Genomic DNA, 22,855 nt, shown 5'->3' with positions numbered 1-22,855 from the left:
TGTCCATTGATGACCTCGACGAGCTCAGTCATGTGTCCTCCCGAACGGCAGTCTCGGGTCGATGGGCTGGGAGTCCCACGAGGAGCGGATCCAGGCGTGGCCGGGGTCGTCGCAGAACGCCATCGAGCGCTGCTCGGCCGGGCCGGCCAGGACGTTCAGATAGTAGAGGTCGTAGCCGGGCGCGGCCATGGACGGCCCGTGGTAGCCGTACGGGACCAGCACGACGTCGCCGGACGAGACCTCGGCCAGGGTGTCGATCTGGCCGCGTTCGGAGGAGTAGACGCGCTGGTAGCCGAGGCCCCGGCCGGCGACCTCGAAGTAGTAGATCTCCTCCAGCACGGCCTCGCCCGGGTTGGGGGTGTCGTGCTTGTGCGGCGGGTAGGACGACCAGTTTCCGCCGGGGGTCAGCACTTCGACGGCCACGAGCTTGTCGCAGTCGAAGGCGTCGGGGGCGCAGAAGTTGTTCACCTGGCGGCTGGCCTGGCCCGCGCCCCTGATCTCCACGGCGACGTCGGCGGCGGGCACGTGGCGGGGCTCCAGCGCGCGGGTGGCGCGGGCCGAGGGCAGCGCGATGCGCCCGTCGCCCCTGAGCGTCACGTGGGCGCCGATCGGGAGGTAGACGAAGTCGGACGGGCCGTCGAACACCGAGGACCGCCCGGCCAGCTCGAACGTCACCGCACCGGCCCCGAGCGTGCCGGGCGGCGGGGAGGCGGATGGGGTGATGGCGACCGTGCACGAGCCCGACAGGGGGAGCACGAGCATCTCCTCCTCGCCCGTGTCGAACGAGACCGTGGCGTCGGCCAGGTTCGCGACGCGCAGGCCCGAATAGGTCCATCCGGCCAGGGACGGGGTGATCTCCACCGCCCAGGGGCCGTTGGCGGACTTGCCGTACGGAAGGTATGTCATGCGCGGACCTCTCGAACCAGGGCGGCGGCGCCGTCCACGGCGGTTGCTACGTCGTCGTCCGGAGGGTAGAGCAGAGCGCGCCCGACGACGAGTCCCCGCACGCCCGGCAGCCCGAGCGCGCGGTCCCAGTCGGCGTAGGCGGCGTCGATGTCCGGCGGGTCGCCGCCGAGCAGCAGGGCGGGCAGCGTGGTGGCCGCCATCACCCGCTCCATCTCCGCCACGGCGGGGATCTTGAGCCAGGTGTAGGCCGAGGTCACGCCGAGCGCCTGGGCGACGCTGATCGCGCGGATCACCGCGTCGGGCGACAGGTCGTTGCGGACGGCGCCCGTCTCCGAGCGCAGCGACCAGAACGGCTCCACCATGGCGACCAGGCGTCTGCGGGCCAGGTCGGTGACCGCGCGGGCGCACGATTCCAGCGTCGCCACGGTCGCGTGGTCACCGGGGTCGATGCGGCAGAGCATCTTGCCGCCGTCGAGGCGCATCGTGTCGATCGCCGCGGCGTCGAAGCCGGTGAAGCGGTCGTCCAGCTCGAACACCGAGCCCTGCAGGCCGCCCCTGTTCATGGAGCCGAAGGCCAGCTTGCCCTCCAGCGCGCCCAGCAGGAGCAGGTCCTCCAGCACGTCGGGGGCGGCCAGGATGCCGTCGACGCCCGGTCTGGCCAGCGCGGTCTGGAGGCGGCCGAGCAGGTCGGCGCGGCTGGCCATGGCCAGCGGGCGGTCGCGTACGGCCAGCGCTCCCCTGGCGGGGTGGTCGGCGGCGATGATGAGCAGCCGCTCGCCCTCGCCGGGCAGGCCGCGTCGCTGCCGCCGGGCCGCCGCCTCGGCGATCTCCTCCGGCTTGGTGGCGCGGATGTGGGTGAGCCGCGCGTATCCGGCGGCCCTGGGCAGCGTGATGTCGCTCAAGAGCGATCCCCGTTCTCGGTGCCGTTCAGCAGGTCCTCCACGTCCGCCGTCGCCGGCATGGCGTCGGCGCAGGCCAGGCGGGCGGCCACGAAGGCGCCCGCGGCGTTGGCGAAGCGGATCGTACGCTCCAGCGGCCAGCCGCGCAGCAGGCCGAGGCAGACGGCGCCGCCGAACGCGTCGCCCGCTCCGATGCCGTTGACCACCTTCACCTCCACGGGTTCCACCAAGGCGCTCTCCTCGGCGGTGCGGGCGAAAACCCCTTCTGGGCCCATCTTGACGATGGCGACCTTCACCCCGGCGTCCAGCAGCGCCTGCGCGGCGGCCTCCGGATCGCGTACGCCGACCGCGGTCTCGACCTCGTCGAGGTTGCCGACCGCGACGTTCGCGTGCGGCAGCGCCCGGTTCGCCGCCTCGTACGCCGCCTCCCGCGACTCCCACAGGCTGGGCCGGTAGTCCAGGTCGAACACCGTCCAGCCCGTGGTGCGCGCCGACAGGGCGGCGGCGTGGGCCGCCGCGCTGGGCTCCTTGCTCAGGCCGGTCAGCGAGAACCAGAACAGGCTCGTGGCCGCGATGGCGTCGAGGTCGAGGAGGTCGGGGGAGATGCGCAGGTCGGGAGGATGGTCGCCGCGGTAGAAGTAGATCGGGAAGTGGTCGGGAGGGAAGATCTCGCAGAACGTGACGGGTGTGGGCGGGCCCTCGATGGTGCTCACGTAGGCGTCGTCGACGCCGAAGCCGCGGATCGCCCGCCGGACGAAGTCCCCGAAGGGATCGGCTCCCACGGCGGTGATCACGGCCGGGCGCAGCCCGTGGCGCGCCGCGGCCACGGCGACGTTCGTCGGGCTGCCGCCGAGGAACTTGCCGAAGGTCTCGACGTCGGCCAGCCCGACGCCGGTCTGCAACGGGTAGACGTCGACGCCGCAGCGGCCGATCGTGATCAGGTCGTGCACGGCGGGCCCGGACGGACGGCCTGTCGCGGGGAGCGGGGTCTGCACCTGACGCACCTCCAGGGTGAGGCTTCTCTCGACACTATGGCATATTGTCATGACATTCGGATGTCCGCTATGTTGCCTTACGTGCCCACCTCGAAACGAGCGCGACGCACCTGCGGCTGATCCCTCTCCTTCAGGCAAAGACACAGCGTACGGGCACAGTCCGGAAGTATGACCCGGTCATTTGGGCGGGCCTTTACGTCATATGCATGTCATGACATATTGGCCCATGGCTTCCTCCCCTATGGACATGTCGGAGGGTTTGCATGGCAGTGCGGAAACGGTCGCTGGGAGTGGTCGCGGTCCTCGCCGCGGCCGGGCTGGGGCTCGCCGCGTGCGGCCAGTCGTCCGGCGGAGGCGAGGGTGAGGCCATCGAGCTGACGATCACCCAGAACGCCATCAAGGGCGGCAAGAACGCCGCCGGAGCGACCTTCATCGAGGACTGGGTCATCCCCAAGTTCGAGGCCGCCCAGAAGGCGAAGGGAAAGGACGTCACGGTCAAGTTCGTCCCCAGCGGAGTCGACGACGAACAGTACAAGACCAAGCTCTCCCTCGACCTCAAGTCAGGCAAGGGCGCGGACGTCATGGACATCGACGGCATCTGGGCCGGCGAGTTCGCCGAAGCGGGCTACATCAAGCCGCTGTCGGAGCTGATCGGCCCCGAGGCCGACAGCTGGGACGGCTGGTCGCAGATCCCCGAGGCCGTCCAGGGCATGGCCGAGTTCAACGGCAAGAAGTACGCACTGCCGGTCGGCACCGACGGCCGGGTGCTCTACTTCAACAAGACGCTCTTCCAGAAGGCCGGGCTCCCCGCCGACTGGCAGCCGAAGAGCTGGCAGGAGATCCTCGACGCGGGCACGAAGCTGAAGTCCGCGGGCGTGCCCGTGCCGATCCAGATCAACGCCGGCACCGCCATGGGCGAGGCCACCTCGATGCAGGGCGTGCTGCCGCTGCTCGCCGGCGCGGGCGGCGAGGTGCAGCAGGACGGCAAGTGGACCGGCGCCTCCCAGCCGCTGAAGGACGCGCTCGGCCTCTACCAGAAGATCTACGGCGGCGGCCTCGGCGATCCCAAGCTCCAGCAGGAGGCCAAGGGCCGCGACAAGTCGTTCCAGCAGTTCGCCGACGGCAAGGTCGGCATCCTGATGGAGGGCGACTACTTCTGGCGCGGCGTCGTCAACCCCAAGGACGGCGTGGCGAAGATGGCCGACCGCGACCAGGTCGTCGGCTACGCCATGATCCCCGCGATGGAGCCCGGCAAGGGCGTGCGCGGCCAGGACTTCGTCAGCATGTCAGGCGGCGCCCTGCGCACGGTCAACCCCAACAGCGAGCACCCGAAGGAGGCCTTCGAGCTGCTGACCTTCACGCTCTCGCCCGAGGCGCTGAAGGAGGAGACCAAGGACGGCAACGTACGCGTCACCCCGCGCACCGACGTCAACAAGGAGATCCTCGCCGGCGAGCCGCTGCTGACCTTCATCTCGGAGAAGGTGCTGCCGGTGACCGCCTACCGGCCGCCCGTCGCCGTCTATCCGCAGGTGTCGGTGGCGCTGCAGGAGGCCACCGCCGCGGTGGTCGGCGGCACAGCGCCCGACCAGGCGGCGGCCGACTACCAGAAGAAGCTCGAAGGAATCGTCGGTGGCGCAGGCAACATCGCCTCCTGAGGTCGTCAAGGAAGACGCGCGGACCCGCCGCGGCTACAGCTCTGACGCGGCGGGCCTGGGCAGCCTGCGGGCCGGGGCGTTCGTCGCCCCCGCCCTGCTGCTCATCGCCGCCTTCCTCGTGTTCCCCGCGCTGTGGGTGCTCTACCTGGGGCTCACCAACTACCGCCTGACCGGCGCGGCCGCGGCCGAGCCGGAGTTCGTCGGGCTCGCCAACCTCCTCGACGCGGTCTTCAACCCCACGTTCTGGAACTCGACGTGGCTGACCGTGCAGTTCGTGCTCGGCTCGGCCGTCATCGGCCAGGTGGTGCTCGGCTTCACGATCGCCTGGCTGTTGCGCGACCGCGCCGGACCGCTCAAGCGGCTGGTCGAGGGCCTGGTCATCCTGGCCTGGATCCTGCCGAGCGCCGTGGTGTCGTTCCTGTGGGTGGCGCTGCTCGACCGCGACGGCGGCACGCTCAACGCGCTGCTCGGCATCCCCGGCTTCCCGTGGCTGCTCGACCACCCGATGTTGTCGATCATCGTCTTCAACACCTGGCGCGGCACCGCGTTCTCGATGATGTTGTACGGCGCCGCGCTCGGCAACGTGCCGCCCTCCCACCTGGAGAGCGCCCGCCTGGCCGGCGCCTCCGGCTGGCAGCAGCTCAGGGACGTGGTCTTCCCGCATATCCGGGGGCACATCCTGACCAACCTGCTGCTCATCAGCCTGTGGACGTTCAACGACTTCTCCCCGTTCCTGCTCACCGCGGGCGGTCCCGACGGCAGGTCCGAGGTGCTGGCCGTGCACGTGTACAAGGTCGCGCTGCAGAGCGGCGAGCTGGGTTACGGCGCCGCCGTGTCCACGATCATCCTGCTGATCAACCTGGTCGTCGCGGTCTTCTACCTGCGGCTGCTCCGGAGCAAGAAATGACGCGCTTCGTCCTGGGCCGGATCGGCTTCTGCACGCTCATCGCGGTGCTGCTGGCCTTCTTCACGATCCCGCTGCTGTGGCTGGTGACGGCGCCGTTCACCTCCGACCCGTCGTACGAGGTCAAGGTGCCCGACTTCACCTGGGACAACTTCCAGGCGGTCGTGGAGCACCCGTACGCGCTGCCGTCGCTCTACAACTCGCTGGTGTTGTCGGTCGGCACCGCCGTGCTGGTCGTGCTGCTCGCGGCGCTGGCCGCGTACGCGCTGAGCCGGGTGCGCCTGCCCGGCCGGGACGCCCTGCTTTACGCGCTGCTGCTGCTGTCGTCGATCATCACGGGCACGGCGGCCATGGTGCCGCTGTTCCAGCTCGCGGTCGAGCTGAACCTGATCGACTCGCACCTCGGGCTGATCCTCATCCTGACCGGCGGGCTGCTGCCCGCGGCGATCTTCATGCTGAAGGACTTCATGGACTCCACGCCGAAGTCCTACGAGGAGTCGGCGCGGGTCTTCGGGGCCTCGCCGCTGCAGATCGTCCGGCACGTGGTGGTACCGCTGGTGCGGCCGGGGCTGGCCACGATCGGGGTGTGGGCGCTGGCCAACGTGTGGGGGAACTTCCTGATGCCGTACCTGCTGCTGAGCGACGTCGAGAAGCAGCCGGCCGCGGTGATCACGTACACGCTGTACACCGAGGGAGGCCAGGCCAACCTCAGCATGTTGTCCACGTTCGGCCTGCTCTACTCGATTCCCGTGGTGCTCATGTACCTGTTCGTCAGCAAAAAGTACGGCTTCCGCTTCCACGGAGGGATCAAGCGTTAATGGCCGCCATCGAACTACGCGGGCTGACCAAGGTCTATCCCGGCGGGGTGAAAGCGCTCGACTCGCTCGACCTCGACATCCCCGACGGCGAGTTCTTCGCCCTGCTCGGCCCTTCCGGCTGCGGCAAGACCACCCTGCTGCGCACGATCGCCGGGCTGGAGACGGCCACCGGCGGCGCCGTGGTCATCGGCGAGCGCGACGTGACCGGGGTGCAGCCGGGCGGCCGCGACGTCGCGATGGTCTTCCAGGACTACGCGCTGTTCCCGCACATGGACGTCACGGACAACATCGCCTACCCGCTGCGGATCAAGAAGGTCGCCAAGGGCGCCCGCCGCGAGAAGGCGGAGGAGGTCGGCGCGCGGCTCGGCCTCGACCACCTCATGGACCGGCGGCCCGGGCAGTTGTCGGGCGGCCAGCAGCAGCGGGTCGCGCTGGCCAGGGTGATGGCCACGCAGGCGCAGGCGTTCCTGTTCGACGAGCCGCTGTCCAACCTGGACGCCCGGCTCCGGCTCGAAGCCCGTACGTTTCTCAAGAAACTCCAGCGCGAGCTGGGCGTCACCACCGTCTTCGTCACCCACGACCAGGCCGAGGCGCTGGCCATGGCCGACCGGATGGCCGTCATGGAGGCCGGGCACATCCGGCAGATCGGCACCCCGGTCGAGGTGTTCCAGCGGCCGGCCAACACGTTCGTGGCCGGGTTCATCGGCTCGACGCCGATGAACCTGCTGGATGGCGCCGTACGAGGTGACACGCTGGAGGTCGCGGGCTGCAAGGTGGCGGTCCCGATCGCCGCCGAGGGGCGGCTGACCGACGGGGAGAAGATCGTCTACGGCGTGCGGCCGGAGTACATGGCCTACTCGGCCGGGCCCGCGGAGGGCGTGCTGAGCGGGAAGGTGGCCATCGTGGAGAACCTGGGCGCGTCCCACCTGGTGACCCTGGACGTCAACGACGTGCTGGTGCAGGCCGTCGTGCCCGAGGGCAGCGAGCCCGCCGTCGGCGACGACGGCCACGCGCTGCCCCGCCGCGACCGGGCCCTCGTCTACCGGGACGGTGAGCTGGTGTGATCATCACAGGTCACTGGAGCCTGGACGACAGGCTGGAGCAGATCCTGCGCGAGGTGCCCTTCGAGGTGAGCGCGGGCACGGCCGCCGTGACGGTGCGGCTGGCGTACGACAGGTCGCAGGGCGTCATCGACCTCGGGTGCGGCTCGTCCGCCGGGTTCCGCGGCTGGTCGGGCGGCGCGCGTGACACATACACGATCAGCGGGGACTGGGCGACCCCCGGCTACCTGCCGGGCGAGCCGGAAGCGGGCACGTGGCAGGTGTGGCTGCGGCTGCACCGGATCCCGCCGCAGGGCCTCGACTACACGCTGGAGATCACCACCGCGACCGTCGCGCCACCGGAGCCGGACATGGCGGAGCCGCCGCACGGCGAGCGCCCGGCGCGGCGCGACATCCCCGACGCCGGCGGGCTGCGCTGGTTCGCGGGCGACTTCCACGCCCACACCCTGCACAGCGACGGCGGGCTCAGCATTCCCGAGCTGGCCGAGCTCGCCCACGGCAGAGGGCTCGACTTCCTGGCCGTCACCGACCACAACACCGTCAGCCACCACCCCTGGCTGGACAAGATCGACCGGGAGATCACGCTCATCCCCGGCCAGGAGGTCACCACCGACCGGGGCCACGCCAACGTGTTCGGCGACGTCGGCTGGGTGGACTTCCGGCGGCCCGCGGACTCCTGGGCCGAGCACGCCGAGCGCGCGGGCGGGCTGATGTCCATCAACCATCCGCTCGGCGGCGACTGCGCCTGGTTGTTGCCGATCGAGCGCCGGCCCGCGATCGCCGAAGTGTGGCACTCCGGCTGGTGGGACCGCCGCTGGGGCGCGCCGCTGGCCTGGGCCGACGCCTGGCGCGACGACCTGACCGTGATCGGCGGCAGCGACTTCCACCGCCACGGCTCCGACGGCCTGCCCGGCGCGCCGACGACGTGGGTGCTGGCCGAGGACACGAGCACGGTGCTCGACGGCGTGCGCGCCGGGCGCACCGCCGTCTCCGCGGATCCCGACGGGCCGCTGCTGCTCAGGCTGGGCGACGAGTTGCTCGCGCTGGACGCCGACGGCCTGGTGCTGGTGGCCCCCGACGGACGGCGGCGGGTCGTCCGCGGCGACCGTACGCTCCTGCCCGCGTCCGGCGGCCGCCACCGGCTGGAAACGTACGAGAACGAGGTGATCGCTCTATGCGAGTGAACGTGCCGACGAACGGAGTGAGGTCATGAGCACGCGAGTGCGGAAGGTCGCCAACGCGCCGGTGAGCTTCGGTGTGTTCGAGCTGAGCGACGCGCCGCCGCCGCTGGGCGCCGACGAGATGGTCGGCGCGCTGTCCGAGGCCGGCTACGAGGGCATCGACCTGGGCCCGGTCGGCTACCTGGGCACCACCCGAGACCTGGCGGAACGGCTCGACGGCATGCTGCTCGCCGGCGGCTGGGCCGACCTGCGTTACAACGACGCCGAGGCGTTCCGCAGGAGCCTGATCGTGCTGGAGAAGACGCTCGACGTGTTCGCCGCCGCGCCGCCCGCGCCCGAGCATCTGGCGCCGCGGCCCACGCTGGGCTGCTCCGGCTCGCCGGAGAGGTTCGCCCGCCCGGGTGGGAGCGTTCCAGGGCTGGCGCCTTCCGAATGGCCCGGGTACGCCGCCCGCGTGCAGGAGGCGGTCGGACGGTGCCGCGAGCGTGGCTTCGAGCCCGCCTTCCACCCGCACCTCGGGACCTACGTCGAGACCCCCGACGACGTGGAGCGGCTGCTGGAGCTGACCGACGTCGAGCTCTGCCTCGACACCGGCCACCTGCTGCTGGGCGGGGGAGACCCGGTGACGAAGCTGCGCGAGTGGGCCGGCCGGGTCGGCCACGTGCACATCAAGGACGGCGACACCAAGATCCTCGCCCAGGCCCTGGATGACGGCGTCGACCTGCGCGAGCTCATGGGCCGCGGCGGGTTCGCCTCCCTCGGCGAGGGCGAGCTTGACCTGCCCGGCGTGGTGGCGGCGCTCGACGAGATCGGCTACGAGGGCTGGGTCATCGTCGAGCAGGACACGCTGCCGGGCCGCCGCTCGGTCGCCCAGAACATCGCCGACCAGGCCGCCAACCGCGAGCGACTGAGGGAACTGGGACTTTGACACAGGTGAGAATCGCCCTGGTGGGGTGCGGGGCCGTCACCCAGGCGGTCTACGTGCCGTTGTTGTCGAGGCGGCGTGACCTGTTCGAGGTGAGCGCCGTCTGCGACCTGTCACGGACGCTGGCCGACGCGGTCGGCGACCGGCTGGGTGCCGCCAGGCGGTACACCGCGCTGGAGGAGATGCTGGCCGACGGCGGCTTCGACGCCGTCGTCATGCTGGCCTCCGGCTCGCACGGCGAGGCCGTGCGGCAGGCGCTGAGCGCCGGTTACGCGGTGTTGTGCGAGAAGCCGCTCGCCCTGACCAGGGCCGAGGTGGCGGCGCTGCCCGAGGGGCGGCTGATGGTCGGCTACATGAAGCAGTACGACCCGGCGGTGCGCAGGGCCGAGAAGCTGCTGGCGGAGCTGGGCGGGCCCGAGGCGATCAGGTCGGTCGAGGTGGTCGTGCTGCATCCGAGCGGGGAGTCGCAGCTCGCGTTCGCCAACCTGACGCAGGCCCGTGACGTGGATCCCGGGCTGCTCGCCTCGCTGCGGGCCGCCGAGCGCGAGCTCGTCTCGCGGGCGCTGGGCGAGTCGGCGCCGGATCCGGTGCGGAACCTGTACGGAGTGGCGCTCGGCTCCATATGCCACGACTTGTCGCTCTTGAGACGCTTCACCGGGTCGCCAGCCGAAATTGCACACGTCGAGACGTGGGGGCCCGCGCCCGGGTCCATCGAGATCTCCGGGCCGCTGCCCGTCCGCGGCCGGTTCGGGATCCGCTGGCACTACCTGGAGGACTACCCCGCCTACCGCGAGACCGTGGCCATCCACCACGACAAGGGCTCGCTGGAACTGGTCTTCCCCGCGCCCTACCTGATGAACGCCCCCACCACGCTCACCGTCGTCTCCGGCGACGTGAGCGGCGAGGGCGGCGAGAGCCGCACGCATCGGCGCGATGTGACCGAGGCGTTCGAAGTACAACTGGCCGCCTTCCATGCTTTCGTGAACGATGGCGAGCCGCCGCTCACCGACGCGGGCGGGGGGCTCGAAGACATCGTGACGGCCCAGCGGATCGCCGCCCGTTACGCCGTACAACATGGACTGCCCGTGGGAGGGGAAGCAGCGTGAGCACGGAGATCGTGGTCGTACCGCACACGCACTGGGACCGGGAGTGGTACGAACCGTTCCAGCGCTTCAGGCTGCGCCTCGTGGCGCTGCTCGACGAGGTGCTCGACACGATGGAGCGCGAGCCCGCCTACCACTTCACCCTCGACGGGCAGCTCGCCTGCGTGGACGACTACCTGGAGGTGCGGCCGGAGAACCGCGACCGGGTGGCCGCGCTGGTCGAGTCGGGGCGCCTGGCGGTGGGGCCGTGGCAGATCCTGCTCGACGAGTTCCTCTGCTCGGGTGAGAACATCGTCCGCAACCTCGAACTCGGCATGGCCAGGGCCGACAAGCTCGGCGGGGCCATGCCGGTCGGCTACCTGCCCGACATGTTCGGGCACGCGGCGCAGATGCCGCAGATCCTGCGCCGGGCGGGGCTGCTGCACGCCTGCGTCTACCGAGGAGTGCCGTCCTCGGTGACCACCGACGCCTTCGCCTGGGTCGCGCCCGACGGCACGGCGCTGCGCACGCAGTACCTGCCCGCCGGCGGCTACGGCAACGGGGCCCATCTGTTCCACGACTCGGCAGGGCTGAAGGAACGGGCGGACGCGTTCACCAGGACGATGCGCGAGTGGCACGGGCCCGAGGGCTCGTTGCTGGCGATGTACGGCACCGACCACTCGGCGCCCGTACGAGGATTGCCGGAGATGGTGGCGGAGATCGGCGCCCGCATGGACACCTTGTCCGGATATATCGGGGCCTATTCGGGCGAGGTAGACGGCCTGCCCGAGGTCCGCGGCGAGCTCCGCTCCCACGCGCGCGCCAACATCCTTCCCGGCGTCATCTCCGTCCGCGCCCACGTCAAGCAGGCCATGGGCCGCGCCGAGCGCATGGTGGAGCGCTACGCCGAGCCGCTGGCCACGCTCTGGGGCGACGAGTGGCCCGGACGTTTCCTCGACATGGCCTGGTGGCGGCTGGTGGACGCGAGCGGCCACGACTCGGTGACCGGTTGCGGCGTCGACGACACCGCCCAGCAGGTCGCCGCGCGCATCGCCGAGGCCGAGCACCTCGGGCAGGCCGTGCGCGACATGGTGACCGCCCGGCTGGCCGGCGCGGTGCCGTCCGACGGCGTGCTCGTCGTCAACCCGACGCCCGCCCCCAGGCGCGGCGTGGTCGTCGTGGAGGTGGCCGGCCACCACCCGCTGGTGGACGCCTCGGGTGCGCCCGTGCCCATCCAGCCGCTGGAATACGCGGCCACGCTGCTGCTGGACGACGAGATGGACCCGGCCACCGCGCTGAGCTTCGTCCACGGCACCGAGCTGTACGGCCAGCACATCACGTCCTGGTCGGTCGAGGACGGCACGCTGACGTTCACGGTGGCCCACGAGACGCAGGTGGTCTTCGACGTCGACGACCTGCGCGGCCAACTGGACGGCGTGACCCGGGTCCGCATCGTCGCCGAGCCCCGGCGCACGGTCGCGGCCCTCGTCGAGGTCCCGCCGCTGGGCCACACGAGCGTCCGGCCCGCGCCGCACGAGCAGGTGTACGGCCCGCCCGAGCGGGAGACCAGCCTGCCCTCCGAGCACGACCCGTCCTGCTGGCTCAGCTCCGACTCGGCCACCCTGCCGGTGCGCGGCGACGAGGAGGTGCTGGACAACGGCCTGCTGCGCGTCACGATCGCCCGCGACGGCACGCTCACGCTGGTCGGCCAGGACGGCACGACCGTCACGGGCGCCGGCCGCATCGTGGACGGCGGGGACGTCGGCGACACCTACAATTACGCGCCCCCGCCGGCCGACCTGATCGTGGACGAGCCTGTGTCGGTCGAGACCGAGCTGATCGCCTCAGGCCCTCTGGTGGCCATGGTGGACGTGCGCCGCACGTACCGGTGGCCGGCCGCCGGCGGCGACATCGAGGGCGCCCCGGAACTCCCCGCCATCGCCCGGACGCCCACGACCGAGAACGTCGTCGTCACCACCCGCGTCGAGCTGCGCGCGGGCGAGCCCTTCGTCCGGCTCGACGTCGAGTTCGACAACCGCTGCGCCGACCACCGGGTGCGCCTGCACGTGCCGCTGCCCGACGGGGCCACGCAGTCGTACGCCGAGGGGCAGTTCGCGGTGACGACCCGCGGGCTGACCTCGGAGGGCGGCTGCGGCGAGACCCCGCTGCCCACCTTCCCCGCCTCCTCCTGGGTGGCGGCGGGGGGCGTGGCTGCGCTGCTGGAGCACGTGACGGAGTACGAAGTGGTGGACGGCGCCGAGCTGGCCCTCACCCTGCTGCGCTCGGTCGGCTACCTGTCCCGCAACCGCAACCCGCTCCGCCCCGAACCGGCGGGACCGCAGCTCCCGACCCCCGCGGCGCAGTCGCGCGGGGTGCGCAAGGTGAGCCTGGCGCTGATGCCGTACCAGGAGTCGTGGGAAGAGGTCGTGCCCCACGCGGAGGCCTTCCGCCACGACCTGCTGGCGGTGCCCGGTCAGGGCGCGCAGGACCTCCCCATGCCCGCTCCGGCGGCGGGCCTGTCGGTGACCGGCAACGGTGTGACGATGACCTCGCTACGCGACCGCGACGGCCGGCACGAACTCCGCGTGGTCGCCCTCACCCCCGGCGACACGGAGGCGGTCGTCGAGGGCGCCTTCACCCGGGCCAGGCACGCCGACCTGCGCGGCCGCCCCGGTGCCGAACTACCGGTCACGGACGGCACCCTCCGCCTGCCCATGAAACCCTGGGAGATCGCGACGATCCAGCTCACCGGCTCCGAGTGATTCGGCATGGCTGTGCGGACTCGTCCGTACCAAGGGGAGTTCGCTGAGAGCCTGCCGGCCGAGGGCGAGGCGAAGCTGCTGCTGAAGCTGGACGAAGCTTGGTGTTGCCCGCTGCCGAGCCGGTCAGCGGGTGCCCCAGGAGTAGGTCTGCTTGCGTAGTTTGAGGTAGACGAACGACTCGGTGGCGCGGACGGCGGGGATGGCGCGGATCTTGCTGAGGATCTCCAGCAGGTGCCCGTCCCCCTCGCACACGACCTCCACGATCACGTCGAAGGAACCGGCCGTGAGCACCACGTAGTCGATCTCCTCGATCGCCGCCAGCTCGTCGGCCACCGATTCCAGGTCACCCTCGCAGGTGACGCCGATCATCGCCTGGCGGGGGAAGCCCAGGGTGAGGGGGTCGGTGACGGCGACGATCTGCATGACGCCGGCGTCCTGCAGCCGCTGGACGCGCTGGCGTACCGCGGCCTCCGAGAGCCCGACCGCCTTCCCGATCGCCGCGTACGGCATGCGCCCGTCGGCCTGCAGCTGCTCGATGATCTGCTTGGACAGGTCGTCGAGCACCACGGGCCCTGAACGGGAAGCGGAGCGGCGTACGCGCGGCGGCGTGGTCATCGGATGTGGTTCCTCCTAGCGGTCCGGCATGGCGGGGGCGTTCCCGCTGGGATGCCGTCCTGGTGCGACATGGTGTCAGTTCCCGGGCGACTGTCAAGCGAATTCGTAGCAATTTGATATATTCACCACGAAATCCCTTGTTTCGCTGCGACCGCTCTGTAAGAGTCGCGGGCATCTCAGCCACCTCACGAGGAGGTCATTCATGACCGAGCTTGCCGAGGTCACCCATAGACAGAGCACCTGGGTCAGGCGACCGACGAAGGAGGGCGCATGACGACCCGTCTGCAGAACTATGTCAACGGCGAGCTCGTGGACGCGAAGAGCGGCCGGTTCTCCGACATCATCGACCCGTGCACGGGCGAGGCCTACGTCCAGGCCCCGGTCTCCGGGCCGGAGGACGTCGACGCGGCCTTCGCCGCCGCGGCCGCCGCGTTCGAGTCATGGGGCAGGACCACCCCGGGTGACCGGGCCAACCTGCTGCTGAAGGTCGCCGACGCGATCGAGGCGCGGGCCGACGAGATCAACGAGGCCGAGTGCCGCGACACCGGCAAGCCGCGCGCCCGCATGGCAGAGGACGAGACCCCGGTCGCCGCCGACCACTTCCGGTTCTTCGCGGGCGCGGCCCGCACGCTGGAGGGCCCCACGGCGGGGGAGTTCCTCGCCGAGCACACCAGCATCATCAGGCACGAGCCGATCGGCGTGGTCGGCCAGGTCACGCCGTGGAACTACCCGGTCATGATGGCGGTCTGGAAGATCGCCCCCGCGATCGCGGCCGGCAACACGGTCGTGCTCAAGCCGTCCGACACCACCCCGGTCGCCACGCTCAAGCTCGCCGAGATCCTCGGCTCGGTGCTGCCCGCCGGCGTCTTCAACGTCGTCACCGGCGACCGCGAGACGGGCGCCCTCGTGGTGAGCCATCCGACCGCCTCGATGGTGGCCATCACCGGCTCGGTCGGCGCGGGCATGTCGGTGGCCAGGAGCGCCGCGGACGACCTCAAGCGGGTCCATCTGGAGCTCGGCGGCAAGGCGCCGGTCGTGGTCTTCGAGGACGTGAAGGACCTGCGTACGGCCGCCGCCGGCATCGCCGAGGCCGGCCTCTACAACGCCGGCCAGGACTGCACCGCCGCCTGCCGGGTGCTGGTGCAGGAGAGCGTGCACGACGAGTTCGTGGCCGCGCTGAGCGAGGCCGCCGCCGGCACCGTGACCGGCGGCCTGGACACCGAGGACGCGCTGTACGGGCCGCTCAACAACGAGAACCAGCTGGCCAGGGTGCAGGGCTTCATCGACAGGCTCCCGGCGCACGCCACGATCCTCACCGGCGGCAAGCGTGTCGGCGACAAGGGTTACTTCTTCGCCCCCACGGTCGTCGACGGGCTCAGGCAGGACGACGAGATCGTGCAGAATGAGGTCTTCGGCCCCGTGATCACCGTGCAGACGTTCACCGACGAGGCCGACGCGCTGGCCAAGGCCAACGACGTCAAATATGGCCTGAGCGGCTCGGTCTGGACGTCCGACCACGGCCGTGCCATGCGGATGTCCAACCGGCTGGACTTCGGCACGGTCTGGGTGAACACGCACATCCCGTTCATCTCGGAGATGCCGCACGGCGGCTTCAAGCATTCCGGATACGGCAAGGATCTGTCGGTGTTCGGCCTGCACGACTACACCAGGGTCAAGCACGTCATGCACTACATCGGCGAATAGCGGCAGGGGCGAAACCTGGACATGACCGGGCTATCGGCAATCGAGCTAGAGGACGTCGTCAAGGAGTACCTCTCGCATGGCGAGGTCGTCCAGGCGGTCAAAGGCGTGACGCTGGACATCGCCGAGGGGGAGTTCTTCTCCCTCCTCGGCCCGTCCGGTTGCGGCAAGACCACGACCATGAGGATGGTCGCCGGGTTCGAGGCGCCCACGAAGGGCCTGGTGAAGCTGCACGGCAAGGACGTCACGGACGTCCCGCCGAACAAGCGCGACGTCAACATGGTCTTCCAGTCCTACGCGCTCTTCCCGCACATGAGCGTCTGGGACAACGTGGCGTTCGGCCTGAAACAGCGCAGGACGCCGCAGGAGGAGATCAGGCGGCGGGTCGGCGAGATGCTGGAGATCGTCGACCTGGCCGGCAGGGAGAAACGCCGGCCGCGCGAGATGTCCGGTGGCCAGCAGCAGCGCGTGGCGCTGGCCAGGGCCCTGGTCAACCGGCCGCGGGCGCTGCTGCTCGACGAGCCGCTCGGCGCGCTCGACCTCAAGCTGCGCCAGGCCATGCAGATCGAGCTCAAGCGCATCCAGCGCGAGGTCGGCATCACGTTCGTGTACGTGACGCACGACCAGAACGAGGCGCTGACCATGAGCGACCGGATCGCGGTCATGAACGACGGCCTGGTCGAGCAGCTCGCCAGGCCGCGCGAGATCTACGAGCGGCCCTCGACCGCGTTCGTCGCGGGCTTCATCGGCACCTCCAACCTGCTCGCGGGCACCGCGACCGGCGGCGAGGTGAAGGTCGGCGGCGGCCGGGTGCTGGTGCCCGGGCGCGAGGGCGAGGTGACGGTGACCGTACGCCCCGAGAAGATCACCATCGGGGCGGAGGACCCGGGTCCGGAGGTGAGCGGTGTGCGCGGGACCGTCGCCGAGGTCGTCTACCTGGGCACCTACACCAGCTATTCCGTGAGCCTCGCGGACGGGACGGACATCACCGTTTTCCAGCAGAACGCGCATGACTCGGTGGCGACGGCGGAGCGGGGAGACTCCGTCTGGCTGTCGTGGCAGGCGCAGCACTCGTACGTGATTGGAAGTTGACAGCGCCTCATGAACCCCCCACTGCGCGGACCCCTGACAGGCCGCACCAGACGTGACGTCTTCCGGCTCGCCGGCTACTCGGCCGCCGGGCTCGCCCTCGCCGCCTGCGGCGTGCAGGGGCAGAAGGTCGCACCGCCCAAGGCGGACGCCGTCCAGGACTTCTGGGCGAAGCAGACCAAGAACGGCAAGGTCGTCTTCGCCAACTGGCCGGAGTACATGCCGGAGGACAAGGGCCCGCTCGAGCGGTTCAAGAAGGACACCGGCATCGCGTACGAGTACAAGGAGGTCATCCAGGAGAACGCCGACTTCTTCGGCAAGGCCGACCCCGTGCTGCGCGCCGGGCAGTCGCTGGGCTACGACATCGTCGTCATGACCAACGGCGTCCAGCTCCAGCACATGCTCCAGCTCGGCTACGCGGTGCCGCTCGACCACACGCGGCTGCCGAACTTCCAGGCCAACGCGGGCCAGAAGTTCAAGGAGCGCTCCTACGACCCGGGCAACAAGTACACGATCCCGTACGCGTCGGGCGTGACCGGGATCGCGTACAACACCGACCATGTCGAAGAGGAGATCACCAGCATCGAGGCGTTGTTCGATCCCCGGTACAAGGGGCGGGTCGGCATGATGAACGACGCCCAGGAGATCGGCAACTTCGGCATGTTCGCGGTGGGCGTCGACCCGGAGACGTCGACGGAGGCGGACTGGAAGAAGGCCGGGGAGAAGCTCAAGGCGCAGCGCGATGCCGGACTCGTGCGGAAATATTATGATCAAGGGTATATCGATGCCGTGGCGAAGGGCGATGTCTGGGTGACCATGGCCTGGTCGGGCGACGTCTTCCAGCGCCAGCTCGCCGGCGAGCCCGTCGCGTTCGTGGTGCCCGAGGAGGGCGGCACGATCTGGACCGACAACATGCTCATCCCCAAGGGCGCGGCCAACCCCCTCGACGCGCTAATGCTGATGGACTACCTCTACCAGCCCGCCGTGGCCGCCGAACTGGATGAGTTCATCCAGTTCGTCACGCCCGTCCCGGCCGTCCAGGACCTGTTCAGGGAGCGGGCCAAGACGGCCGGGGACAAGGACAAGAAGGCGCTCAACGACATGATCGACAGCCCGCTCATGTTCCCGAGCGAAGCCGACTACGCCAAGCTGCGCACGTACACCACCCTGACCACCCAGCAGGAGCAGGTGTTCAACCCGATCTTCCAGTCGATCACCCAGGCATAGGCGCGATGACCCGTCACCTGCCGCGCGCCGCCGGACCCGGGAGACCGTGACGATGCGGCGGCTCACCCCCTACCTCCTCGCGCTGCCGAGCTGGATGTGGCTGGCGATCTTCCTCGTCGTGCCCATGGTCGCGATGGCGTCGGTGTCACTGCAGACCGGCAACGCCTACGACGGCTACGCCATGACCTTCAGCTTCTCCAACTACGGGGAGGCGCTCGGCAGGTACAGCACCCAGCTGCTCCGCTCGCTGCTGTACGGCGGGCTCGCGACCGTGGCCATGCTGCTGATCGGCTACCCGGTGGCCTACTGGATCGCCTTCAGGGGCGGCGACCGCAAGTCCATGTACCTGTTCCTGCTGTTGTTGCCGTTCTTCGTGTCGTTCGTGCTGCGTACGATCTCGTGGAACTTCCTGCTGGCCGACAACGGCATCCTCTTCGGCACGCTGAAGGGCTGGGGGCTGCTCCCCGAGAGCTTCCACGTGCTCGCGACCACCCTCGCCGTGGTGGGCGGGCTGACGTACAACTTCCTGCCGTTCATGATCCTGCCCGTCTACGTGGCGCTGGAGCGGGTGGACCCGCGGGTGGTGGAGGCGGCCCAGGACCTGTACGCGACGCGGGCGGGAGCCTTCCGCCGGGTGGTGCTGCCGCTGTCGTTGCCCGGGGTGTTCGCCGGGGTGCTCATGACGTTCGTGCCGGCCACGGCCGACCCGATCAACGCGCAGATCCTGGGCGGCACGGGCAACACCATGATCGGCAACAACATCCAGACCGAATACCTGGTGAACCTGAACTACCCGACCGCCTCCGCGCTGTCGTTCACGCTGATGGCGGTCCTGCTGGTGGGGATCTTCGCCTACGCCAGGGCGCTCGGTACGGAGAACGTGCTGGAGGCGGCGGCACGATGACGAGCGGCGAGAGGGGCAGGCTCGGGGACCGGCTGCTGCACGCCTACACGTGGCTGGTCATCGTGTGGTTGTCGGCGCCGATCGCCGTGATGATCCTGTTCGGGTTCAACGACAAGCAGAGCAAGTCCAACACCAGCTGGCAGGGCTTCACGCTCAGGTGGTACGCCGAGCTGTTCGAGATCTCCGACCTGACCGTGGCGCTGCGCAACTCCCTGGTCATCGCCCTGGTCAGCACCGTCATCACGGTCGTGCTCGGCACCATGCTCGGGCTCTCGCTCGGCCGCCACCGTTTCCGCGGCAAGGGCGTCACGAACTTCCTGGTCTTCGCCGCCATCTCCACGCCCGAGCTGGTCATGGGGGCGTCGCTGCTGTCGTTGTTCGTCTCGGGCAACGTGCCGCGCGACGCGAACACGATCATCGTCTCCCACGTGCTGTTCTCGCTGTCCTTCGTGGTGGTGACCGTGCGGGCGCGGATCGTCACGCTCGACCCGTCGCTGGAGGAGGCCGCCAGAGACCTGGGCGCCACGGCCTGGGGGACGTTCCGGCAGGTGACGCTGCCGTCGATCATGCCCGCGGTGATGGCGGGCGCGATGTTGTCGTTCGCGCTGTCGATCGACGACTACGTGGTGACCAGCTTCGTCAACGGCTCGACCGTCACCTTCCCGCTGTGGATCGTCGGCGCGGTGAAAACCGGCATCCCGCCGCAGGTCAACGTCATGGGTACGCTGATCTTCTGCGTAGGGGTGCTGATCGCCGTCGCCAACGCGGTGGTGGCCCGGCGGCGCGCCTGACCGCCGTGCTGCGACCTCACAGCTGAATCGTAGGGATGTGGGAGTGTGGATCCGCTGAAGGCGCTGGCTGACGCGGAGCGCGGACCGTACTGGCTGGACAGCCCGGCCCGGCCCGAGCCGGCCCCGCGGCTCGCCGGCCACACCGCCGCCGACCTGGTCGTCGTCGGCGGCGGCTTCTCCGGCCTGTGGACGGCCCTGTTGGCCAAGGAACGCGACCCGTCGCTGGACGTCGTCCTGCTCGAAGGGCGCAGGATCGGCTGGGCGGCCACAGGCCGCAACGGCGGGTTCTGCATGGCCACGCTCACCCACGGCCTGGCCAACGGGCTGGAACGGTGGCCGGAGGAGATCGACCGGCTGGAGCGCATGGGCGTGGCCAACCTCGACGAGATCGAGCGCACGCTGTGGCGCTACCGCATCGACTGCTCGTTCGAGCGCACCGGCGAGCTGCACGTGGCCACCGAGCCGTGGCAGCTCGACGGGCTGAACGAGCACCTCGAACTGATCTCGGAGCTGGGCCTCGACTACGTGCCGCTCGACCGGGATCAGGTGCGGGCCGAGCTCGACTCGCCGACCTACCTGGGCGGGCTGTGGGAGCGCAGCGGCTGCGCGATGGTCGACCCCGCGCGGCTGGCGTGGGGGTTGCGGGACGCGTGCCTGCGGCTCGGCGTACGCGTCCACGAGCGCAGCCCGGTGCGCACGCTGCACGACGACGGCACCACGATCACCCTGCGCACGCCGTACGGCACGGCCGCCGCGCGCCACGTGGCCCTGGGCACCGGCGTGTTCCCGCCGCTGCTGCGGCGGCTGCGGCACTTCGTGGTCCCGGTCTACGACTACGTGCTGACGACCGAGCCGCTGACAGCGGCCCAGCTGGCCGCGGTGGGCTGGAGCAACCGGCAGGGGGTCGGCGACTCGGGCAACCAGTTCCACTACTACCGGCTGACCGACGACAACCGCATCCTGTGGGGCGGCTACGACGCCGTCTACTACAACGGCGGCCTGGTCAAGCAGGAGTACGACCAGCGCGACGCGACGTTCGTCAAGCTCGCCGAACACTTCTACGCCACCTTCCCGCAGCTCGCGAACGTGCGGTTCAGCCACCGGTGGGGCGGTGTGATCGACACCTGCAGCCGGTTCAGCGCCTTCTACGGGCGGGCGCACGGCGGCCGGCTGGCCTACGCGGCCGGCTTCACCGGCATGGGGGTCGGCGCCACCAGGTTCGGCGCGAACGTCATGCTCGACCTGCTGTCGGGCGAGCGCACCGAGCGCACCGAGCTGCGGATGGTGAAGGAGAAGCCGATCCCGTTCCCGCCCGAGCCGGTGCGGTCGGGCGTGATCCAGTTCACCCGGTGGTCGATCGCGCGGGCCGACCAGCAGCAGGGCAGGCGCAACCTGTGGCTGCGCGCGCTCGACCGGATGGGGCTGGGGTTCGACTCATAGCGCAGACTTGGGCGTATGAGAGCAGAGTTCGTCGTGGACGGCCGCACGCTGGTCGGTGACCTGCGGGTGCCGGACGGCGCGGGGCCGCGTCCCGGGCTGGTGTTCACGGGGCCGTTCACCGGGGTGCGCGACCAGGTCACCGGGCTGTACGCGGCCCGGCTGGCGGAGCGGGGCTACGTCACGCTCTCCTTCGACCACCGCAACTGGGGCGAGTCGGGCGGGGAGCCGCGCCGGCACGAGGACCCGCAGGGCAAGCTGTACGACCTGCGGGCGGCGGTGTCGATGCTGCGGGCGCGGCCGGAGGTGGACCGGGAGCGGATCGGGGTGGTGGGGATCTGCCTGGGCGCCGGATATGCCCTGAAATTTGCTGCTTTTGATCCCCGAGTACGGGTTTTTGTCGGCATCGCCGGGGCGTACCACAACCCCTACGCCATGCGGACGGGCATGGACTACCAGGCCGTGCTGGGCTCGCTCACGGAGGTGCTGGAGCGGCAGGACCGGGGCGGGGCCGTCGCGTACATGCCCGCCGTCGCCGAGGGGGCCGAGGCCGCGATGCCGGGCGACGAGCCGTACGCCTACTACGGCTCCGAGCGCGGTGCCTCGCCCCACTGGGCGAACGAGGTGACCAGGGCGAGCGTGCGCGAGCTGATCACGACGGACCACATGATGGGGGCCGACTTCCTGTCCCCGAAACCGGCGCTGATCGTGCACGGGATCGTCGACCGGTTCTGCTCGCCGGAGGGCGCAGAGGAGGTGTACAAGCGGCTCGACGAGCCGAAGGAGCTCGTCTGGGTGGACGCCAAGCAGCACACCGACCTCTATGACCGGGAGCCGTACGTCACCCGGGCCGTGGACGCGACAGCCGCCTTCCTGGAGACGCGTCTCTGACCGCTCGGCAAGGATGTGCTGAAGGTCTGTCCAGGAAAGTACCGTATGTGAAGGTCAGAGCGCCGAGCCGGGCATGACCCCCGCAACCCCCGCAAACTCGACGGGGGTTGCGCATGCGTACAAACTGGGCGGCCTGGGTGGGCCTGGCGCTCGTGGCGGCGTGCGGCGCCGAGCGGGCGCCGACCGGGCCCGTCGCCGTGCGGGCCTCCGCCAAGGTGCCGGTCAAGGTGGCGCGATGTGTCATGAGATTTCCTGACAAAGGAGCCGCGCGCGCGGCCCGCCTGCGCCTCGAACACGACCTCTCCCGCTACCTGCGCACCCGCCCTGGCCGCATCGTGTACGGCGCGCGCGACCTGGTCAGCGGGGTCACCCTCGGCCAGGGGGAGCACCGGCACGACCTCATCACCGCCAGCGGCGCCAAGGTGGACGTCCTCGCCGCGCTGCTCCAGCGCCGCCACGCGAGCGGCCTCAGCGCGGGGGACCGCGACCTGGCGGAACGCATGATCACGGAGAGTGACAACAAGGCGGCGGACGCGCTCTGGTCGCGGGTCGGCGGGGGCGGCACCATGAGCGCCTTCTACCGGAGAATGGGGATGCGGGAGACCGCACCCGGGCCGGGCATCTACTGGGGCGGCACCACCACCAGCCCCGCCGACCGCCTACGCCTGCTGGACGTGCTGGTCAACGGCGGCAAGGGGCTGCGCGCCTCCGACCGGCGGCTGCTGCTGGGGCTGATGGGACGGGTACGCAAGGAGCAGGCGTGGGGCGTCAGCGCCGCGGCCCGCCCCGGAGACCGGGTGGCACTGAAGAACGGCTGGACCCCGCGCCCGTTCATCCACAACACGTGGGCCGTCACCAGCTACGGCCGCATCAAGGGCCCGGGCCGCGACCTGCTGCTGGCGGTCCAGACCGACCACCAGCCCGGCCACGGCGCCGGCGTCCAGACCATCGAGCGGGTGGCCCGTACGATCGGCGCCCGCCTCGGCCACCTCTCCCCGACGTACACCCGCCC

Annotated in this window: 20 protein-coding genes; 16 read left to right on the top strand and 4 right to left on the bottom strand. The window is 70.4% G+C overall.

The window, feature by feature from the left end; genetic code table 11:
• Window positions 1-24: 24 nt before the first annotated feature.
• The 3 genes from iolB to iolC are packed head-to-tail and all read right to left on the bottom strand — an operon-like array spanning window position 25 to window position 2,755.
• Window positions 25-906 carry a 5-deoxy-glucuronate isomerase gene (iolB, locus tag E1292_RS24800; protein ID WP_132597609.1) on the bottom strand — a complete coding sequence of 294 codons (882 nt, stop codon included), beginning with the start codon at window positions 904-906 and terminating at the stop codon, window positions 25-27.
• Window positions 903-1,808 carry a Cgl0159 family (beta/alpha)8-fold protein gene (locus E1292_RS24795; RefSeq protein WP_439331902.1) on the bottom strand — a complete coding sequence of 302 codons (906 nt, stop codon included), beginning with the start codon at window positions 1,806-1,808 and terminating at the stop codon, window positions 903-905. The genes iolB and E1292_RS24795 overlap by 4 nt, the downstream gene beginning before the upstream one ends.
• On the bottom strand, window positions 1,805-2,755 hold the full coding sequence (gene iolC, locus E1292_RS24790) for a 5-dehydro-2-deoxygluconokinase (protein WP_439331903.1): 951 nt from the start codon (window positions 2,753-2,755) through the stop codon (window positions 1,805-1,807). The genes E1292_RS24795 and iolC overlap by 4 nt, the downstream gene beginning before the upstream one ends.
• Before the next feature lie 308 nt (window positions 2,756-3,063).
• On the opposite strand from iolC, the gene E1292_RS24785 reads away from it, so the two are divergent.
• The 8 genes from E1292_RS24785 to E1292_RS24750 are packed head-to-tail and all read left to right on the top strand — an operon-like array spanning window position 3,064 to window position 13,188.
• Window positions 3,064-4,455, top strand: coding sequence for an extracellular solute-binding protein (locus E1292_RS24785; RefSeq protein ID WP_246090305.1), 1,392 nt, complete (start codon window positions 3,064-3,066; stop codon window positions 4,453-4,455).
• Entirely contained in the window at window positions 4,430-5,362 is a 933-nt protein-coding gene (locus E1292_RS24780; protein WP_132597607.1) for a carbohydrate ABC transporter permease, read from the top strand. Before E1292_RS24785 ends, E1292_RS24780 begins: the two co-directional genes overlap by 26 nt.
• On the top strand, window positions 5,359-6,177 hold the full coding sequence (locus tag E1292_RS24775) for a carbohydrate ABC transporter permease (RefSeq protein WP_132597606.1): 819 nt from the start codon (window positions 5,359-5,361) through the stop codon (window positions 6,175-6,177). The genes E1292_RS24780 and E1292_RS24775 overlap by 4 nt, the downstream gene beginning before the upstream one ends.
• A complete protein-coding gene (locus E1292_RS24770) occupies window positions 6,177-7,241 on the top strand; it encodes an ABC transporter ATP-binding protein (protein WP_132597605.1) in 1,065 nt (354 codons plus the stop codon). Before E1292_RS24775 ends, E1292_RS24770 begins: the two co-directional genes overlap by 1 nt.
• Window positions 7,238-8,422 (top strand): CehA/McbA family metallohydrolase, encoded by a 1,185-nt coding sequence (locus E1292_RS24765; protein ID WP_246090304.1) that lies wholly within the window; start codon window positions 7,238-7,240, stop codon window positions 8,420-8,422. Before E1292_RS24770 ends, E1292_RS24765 begins: the two co-directional genes overlap by 4 nt.
• Before the next feature lie 25 nt (window positions 8,423-8,447).
• Entirely contained in the window at window positions 8,448-9,347 is a 900-nt protein-coding gene (locus E1292_RS24760) for a TIM barrel protein (RefSeq protein ID WP_132597604.1), read from the top strand.
• 5 nt (window positions 9,348-9,352) lie between these two features.
• The gene (locus E1292_RS24755) at window positions 9,353-10,450 is read left to right on the top strand and encodes a Gfo/Idh/MocA family protein (RefSeq protein WP_132597603.1); all 1,098 of its coding nucleotides are present in this window, start codon (window positions 9,353-9,355) and stop codon (window positions 10,448-10,450) included.
• Entirely contained in the window at window positions 10,447-13,188 is a 2,742-nt protein-coding gene (locus E1292_RS24750) for a glycoside hydrolase family 38 N-terminal domain-containing protein (protein WP_132597602.1), read from the top strand. The genes E1292_RS24755 and E1292_RS24750 overlap by 4 nt, the downstream gene beginning before the upstream one ends.
• 123 nt (window positions 13,189-13,311) lie before the next feature.
• Here the strand turns inward: E1292_RS24750 and E1292_RS24745 are convergent, their stop codons facing one another.
• Window positions 13,312-13,803 carry an Lrp/AsnC family transcriptional regulator gene (locus E1292_RS24745; protein WP_132597601.1) on the bottom strand — a complete coding sequence of 164 codons (492 nt, stop codon included), beginning with the start codon at window positions 13,801-13,803 and terminating at the stop codon, window positions 13,312-13,314.
• Between the two features lie 270 nt (window positions 13,804-14,073).
• Here E1292_RS24745 and E1292_RS24740 point away from each other — a divergent pair, with 270 nt between their 5' ends.
• From E1292_RS24740 to E1292_RS24705, 8 genes are all read left to right on the top strand, one after another.
• A complete protein-coding gene (locus E1292_RS24740) occupies window positions 14,074-15,507 on the top strand; it encodes a gamma-aminobutyraldehyde dehydrogenase (RefSeq protein WP_132597600.1) in 1,434 nt (477 codons plus the stop codon).
• 21 nt (window positions 15,508-15,528) lie between these two features.
• A complete protein-coding gene (locus E1292_RS24735; RefSeq protein WP_132597599.1) occupies window positions 15,529-16,596 on the top strand; it encodes an ABC transporter ATP-binding protein in 1,068 nt (355 codons plus the stop codon).
• A 9-nt stretch (window positions 16,597-16,605) separates the two neighbouring features.
• The gene (locus E1292_RS24730) at window positions 16,606-17,820 is read left to right on the top strand and encodes a polyamine ABC transporter substrate-binding protein (protein ID WP_132597598.1); all 1,215 of its coding nucleotides are present in this window, start codon (window positions 16,606-16,608) and stop codon (window positions 17,818-17,820) included.
• A 52-nt stretch (window positions 17,821-17,872) separates the two neighbouring features.
• Window positions 17,873-18,724 (top strand): ABC transporter permease, encoded by an 852-nt coding sequence (locus E1292_RS24725; RefSeq protein WP_132597625.1) that lies wholly within the window; start codon window positions 17,873-17,875, stop codon window positions 18,722-18,724.
• Window positions 18,721-19,515 (top strand): ABC transporter permease, encoded by a 795-nt coding sequence (locus E1292_RS24720; protein WP_132597597.1) that lies wholly within the window; start codon window positions 18,721-18,723, stop codon window positions 19,513-19,515. Before E1292_RS24725 ends, E1292_RS24720 begins: the two co-directional genes overlap by 4 nt.
• 45 nt (window positions 19,516-19,560) lie before the next feature.
• A complete protein-coding gene (locus tag E1292_RS24715; RefSeq protein ID WP_132597596.1) occupies window positions 19,561-20,955 on the top strand; it encodes an NAD(P)/FAD-dependent oxidoreductase in 1,395 nt (464 codons plus the stop codon).
• A 15-nt stretch (window positions 20,956-20,970) separates the two neighbouring features.
• The gene (locus E1292_RS24710; RefSeq protein ID WP_132597595.1) at window positions 20,971-21,843 is read left to right on the top strand and encodes an alpha/beta hydrolase; all 873 of its coding nucleotides are present in this window, start codon (window positions 20,971-20,973) and stop codon (window positions 21,841-21,843) included.
• A 113-nt stretch (window positions 21,844-21,956) separates the two neighbouring features.
• Window positions 21,957-22,855: serine hydrolase (locus E1292_RS24705; RefSeq protein ID WP_132597594.1), on the top strand; the 899-nt coding region annotated here is incomplete at its 3' end.

This window comes from Nonomuraea deserti (genome assembly GCF_004348685.1).
GTDB lineage: Bacteria > Actinomycetota > Actinomycetes > Streptosporangiales > Streptosporangiaceae > Nonomuraea > Nonomuraea deserti.
Note: the sequence above shows the minus strand (reverse complement) of the source record. Positions and strands in the feature narration are given on the sequence as shown.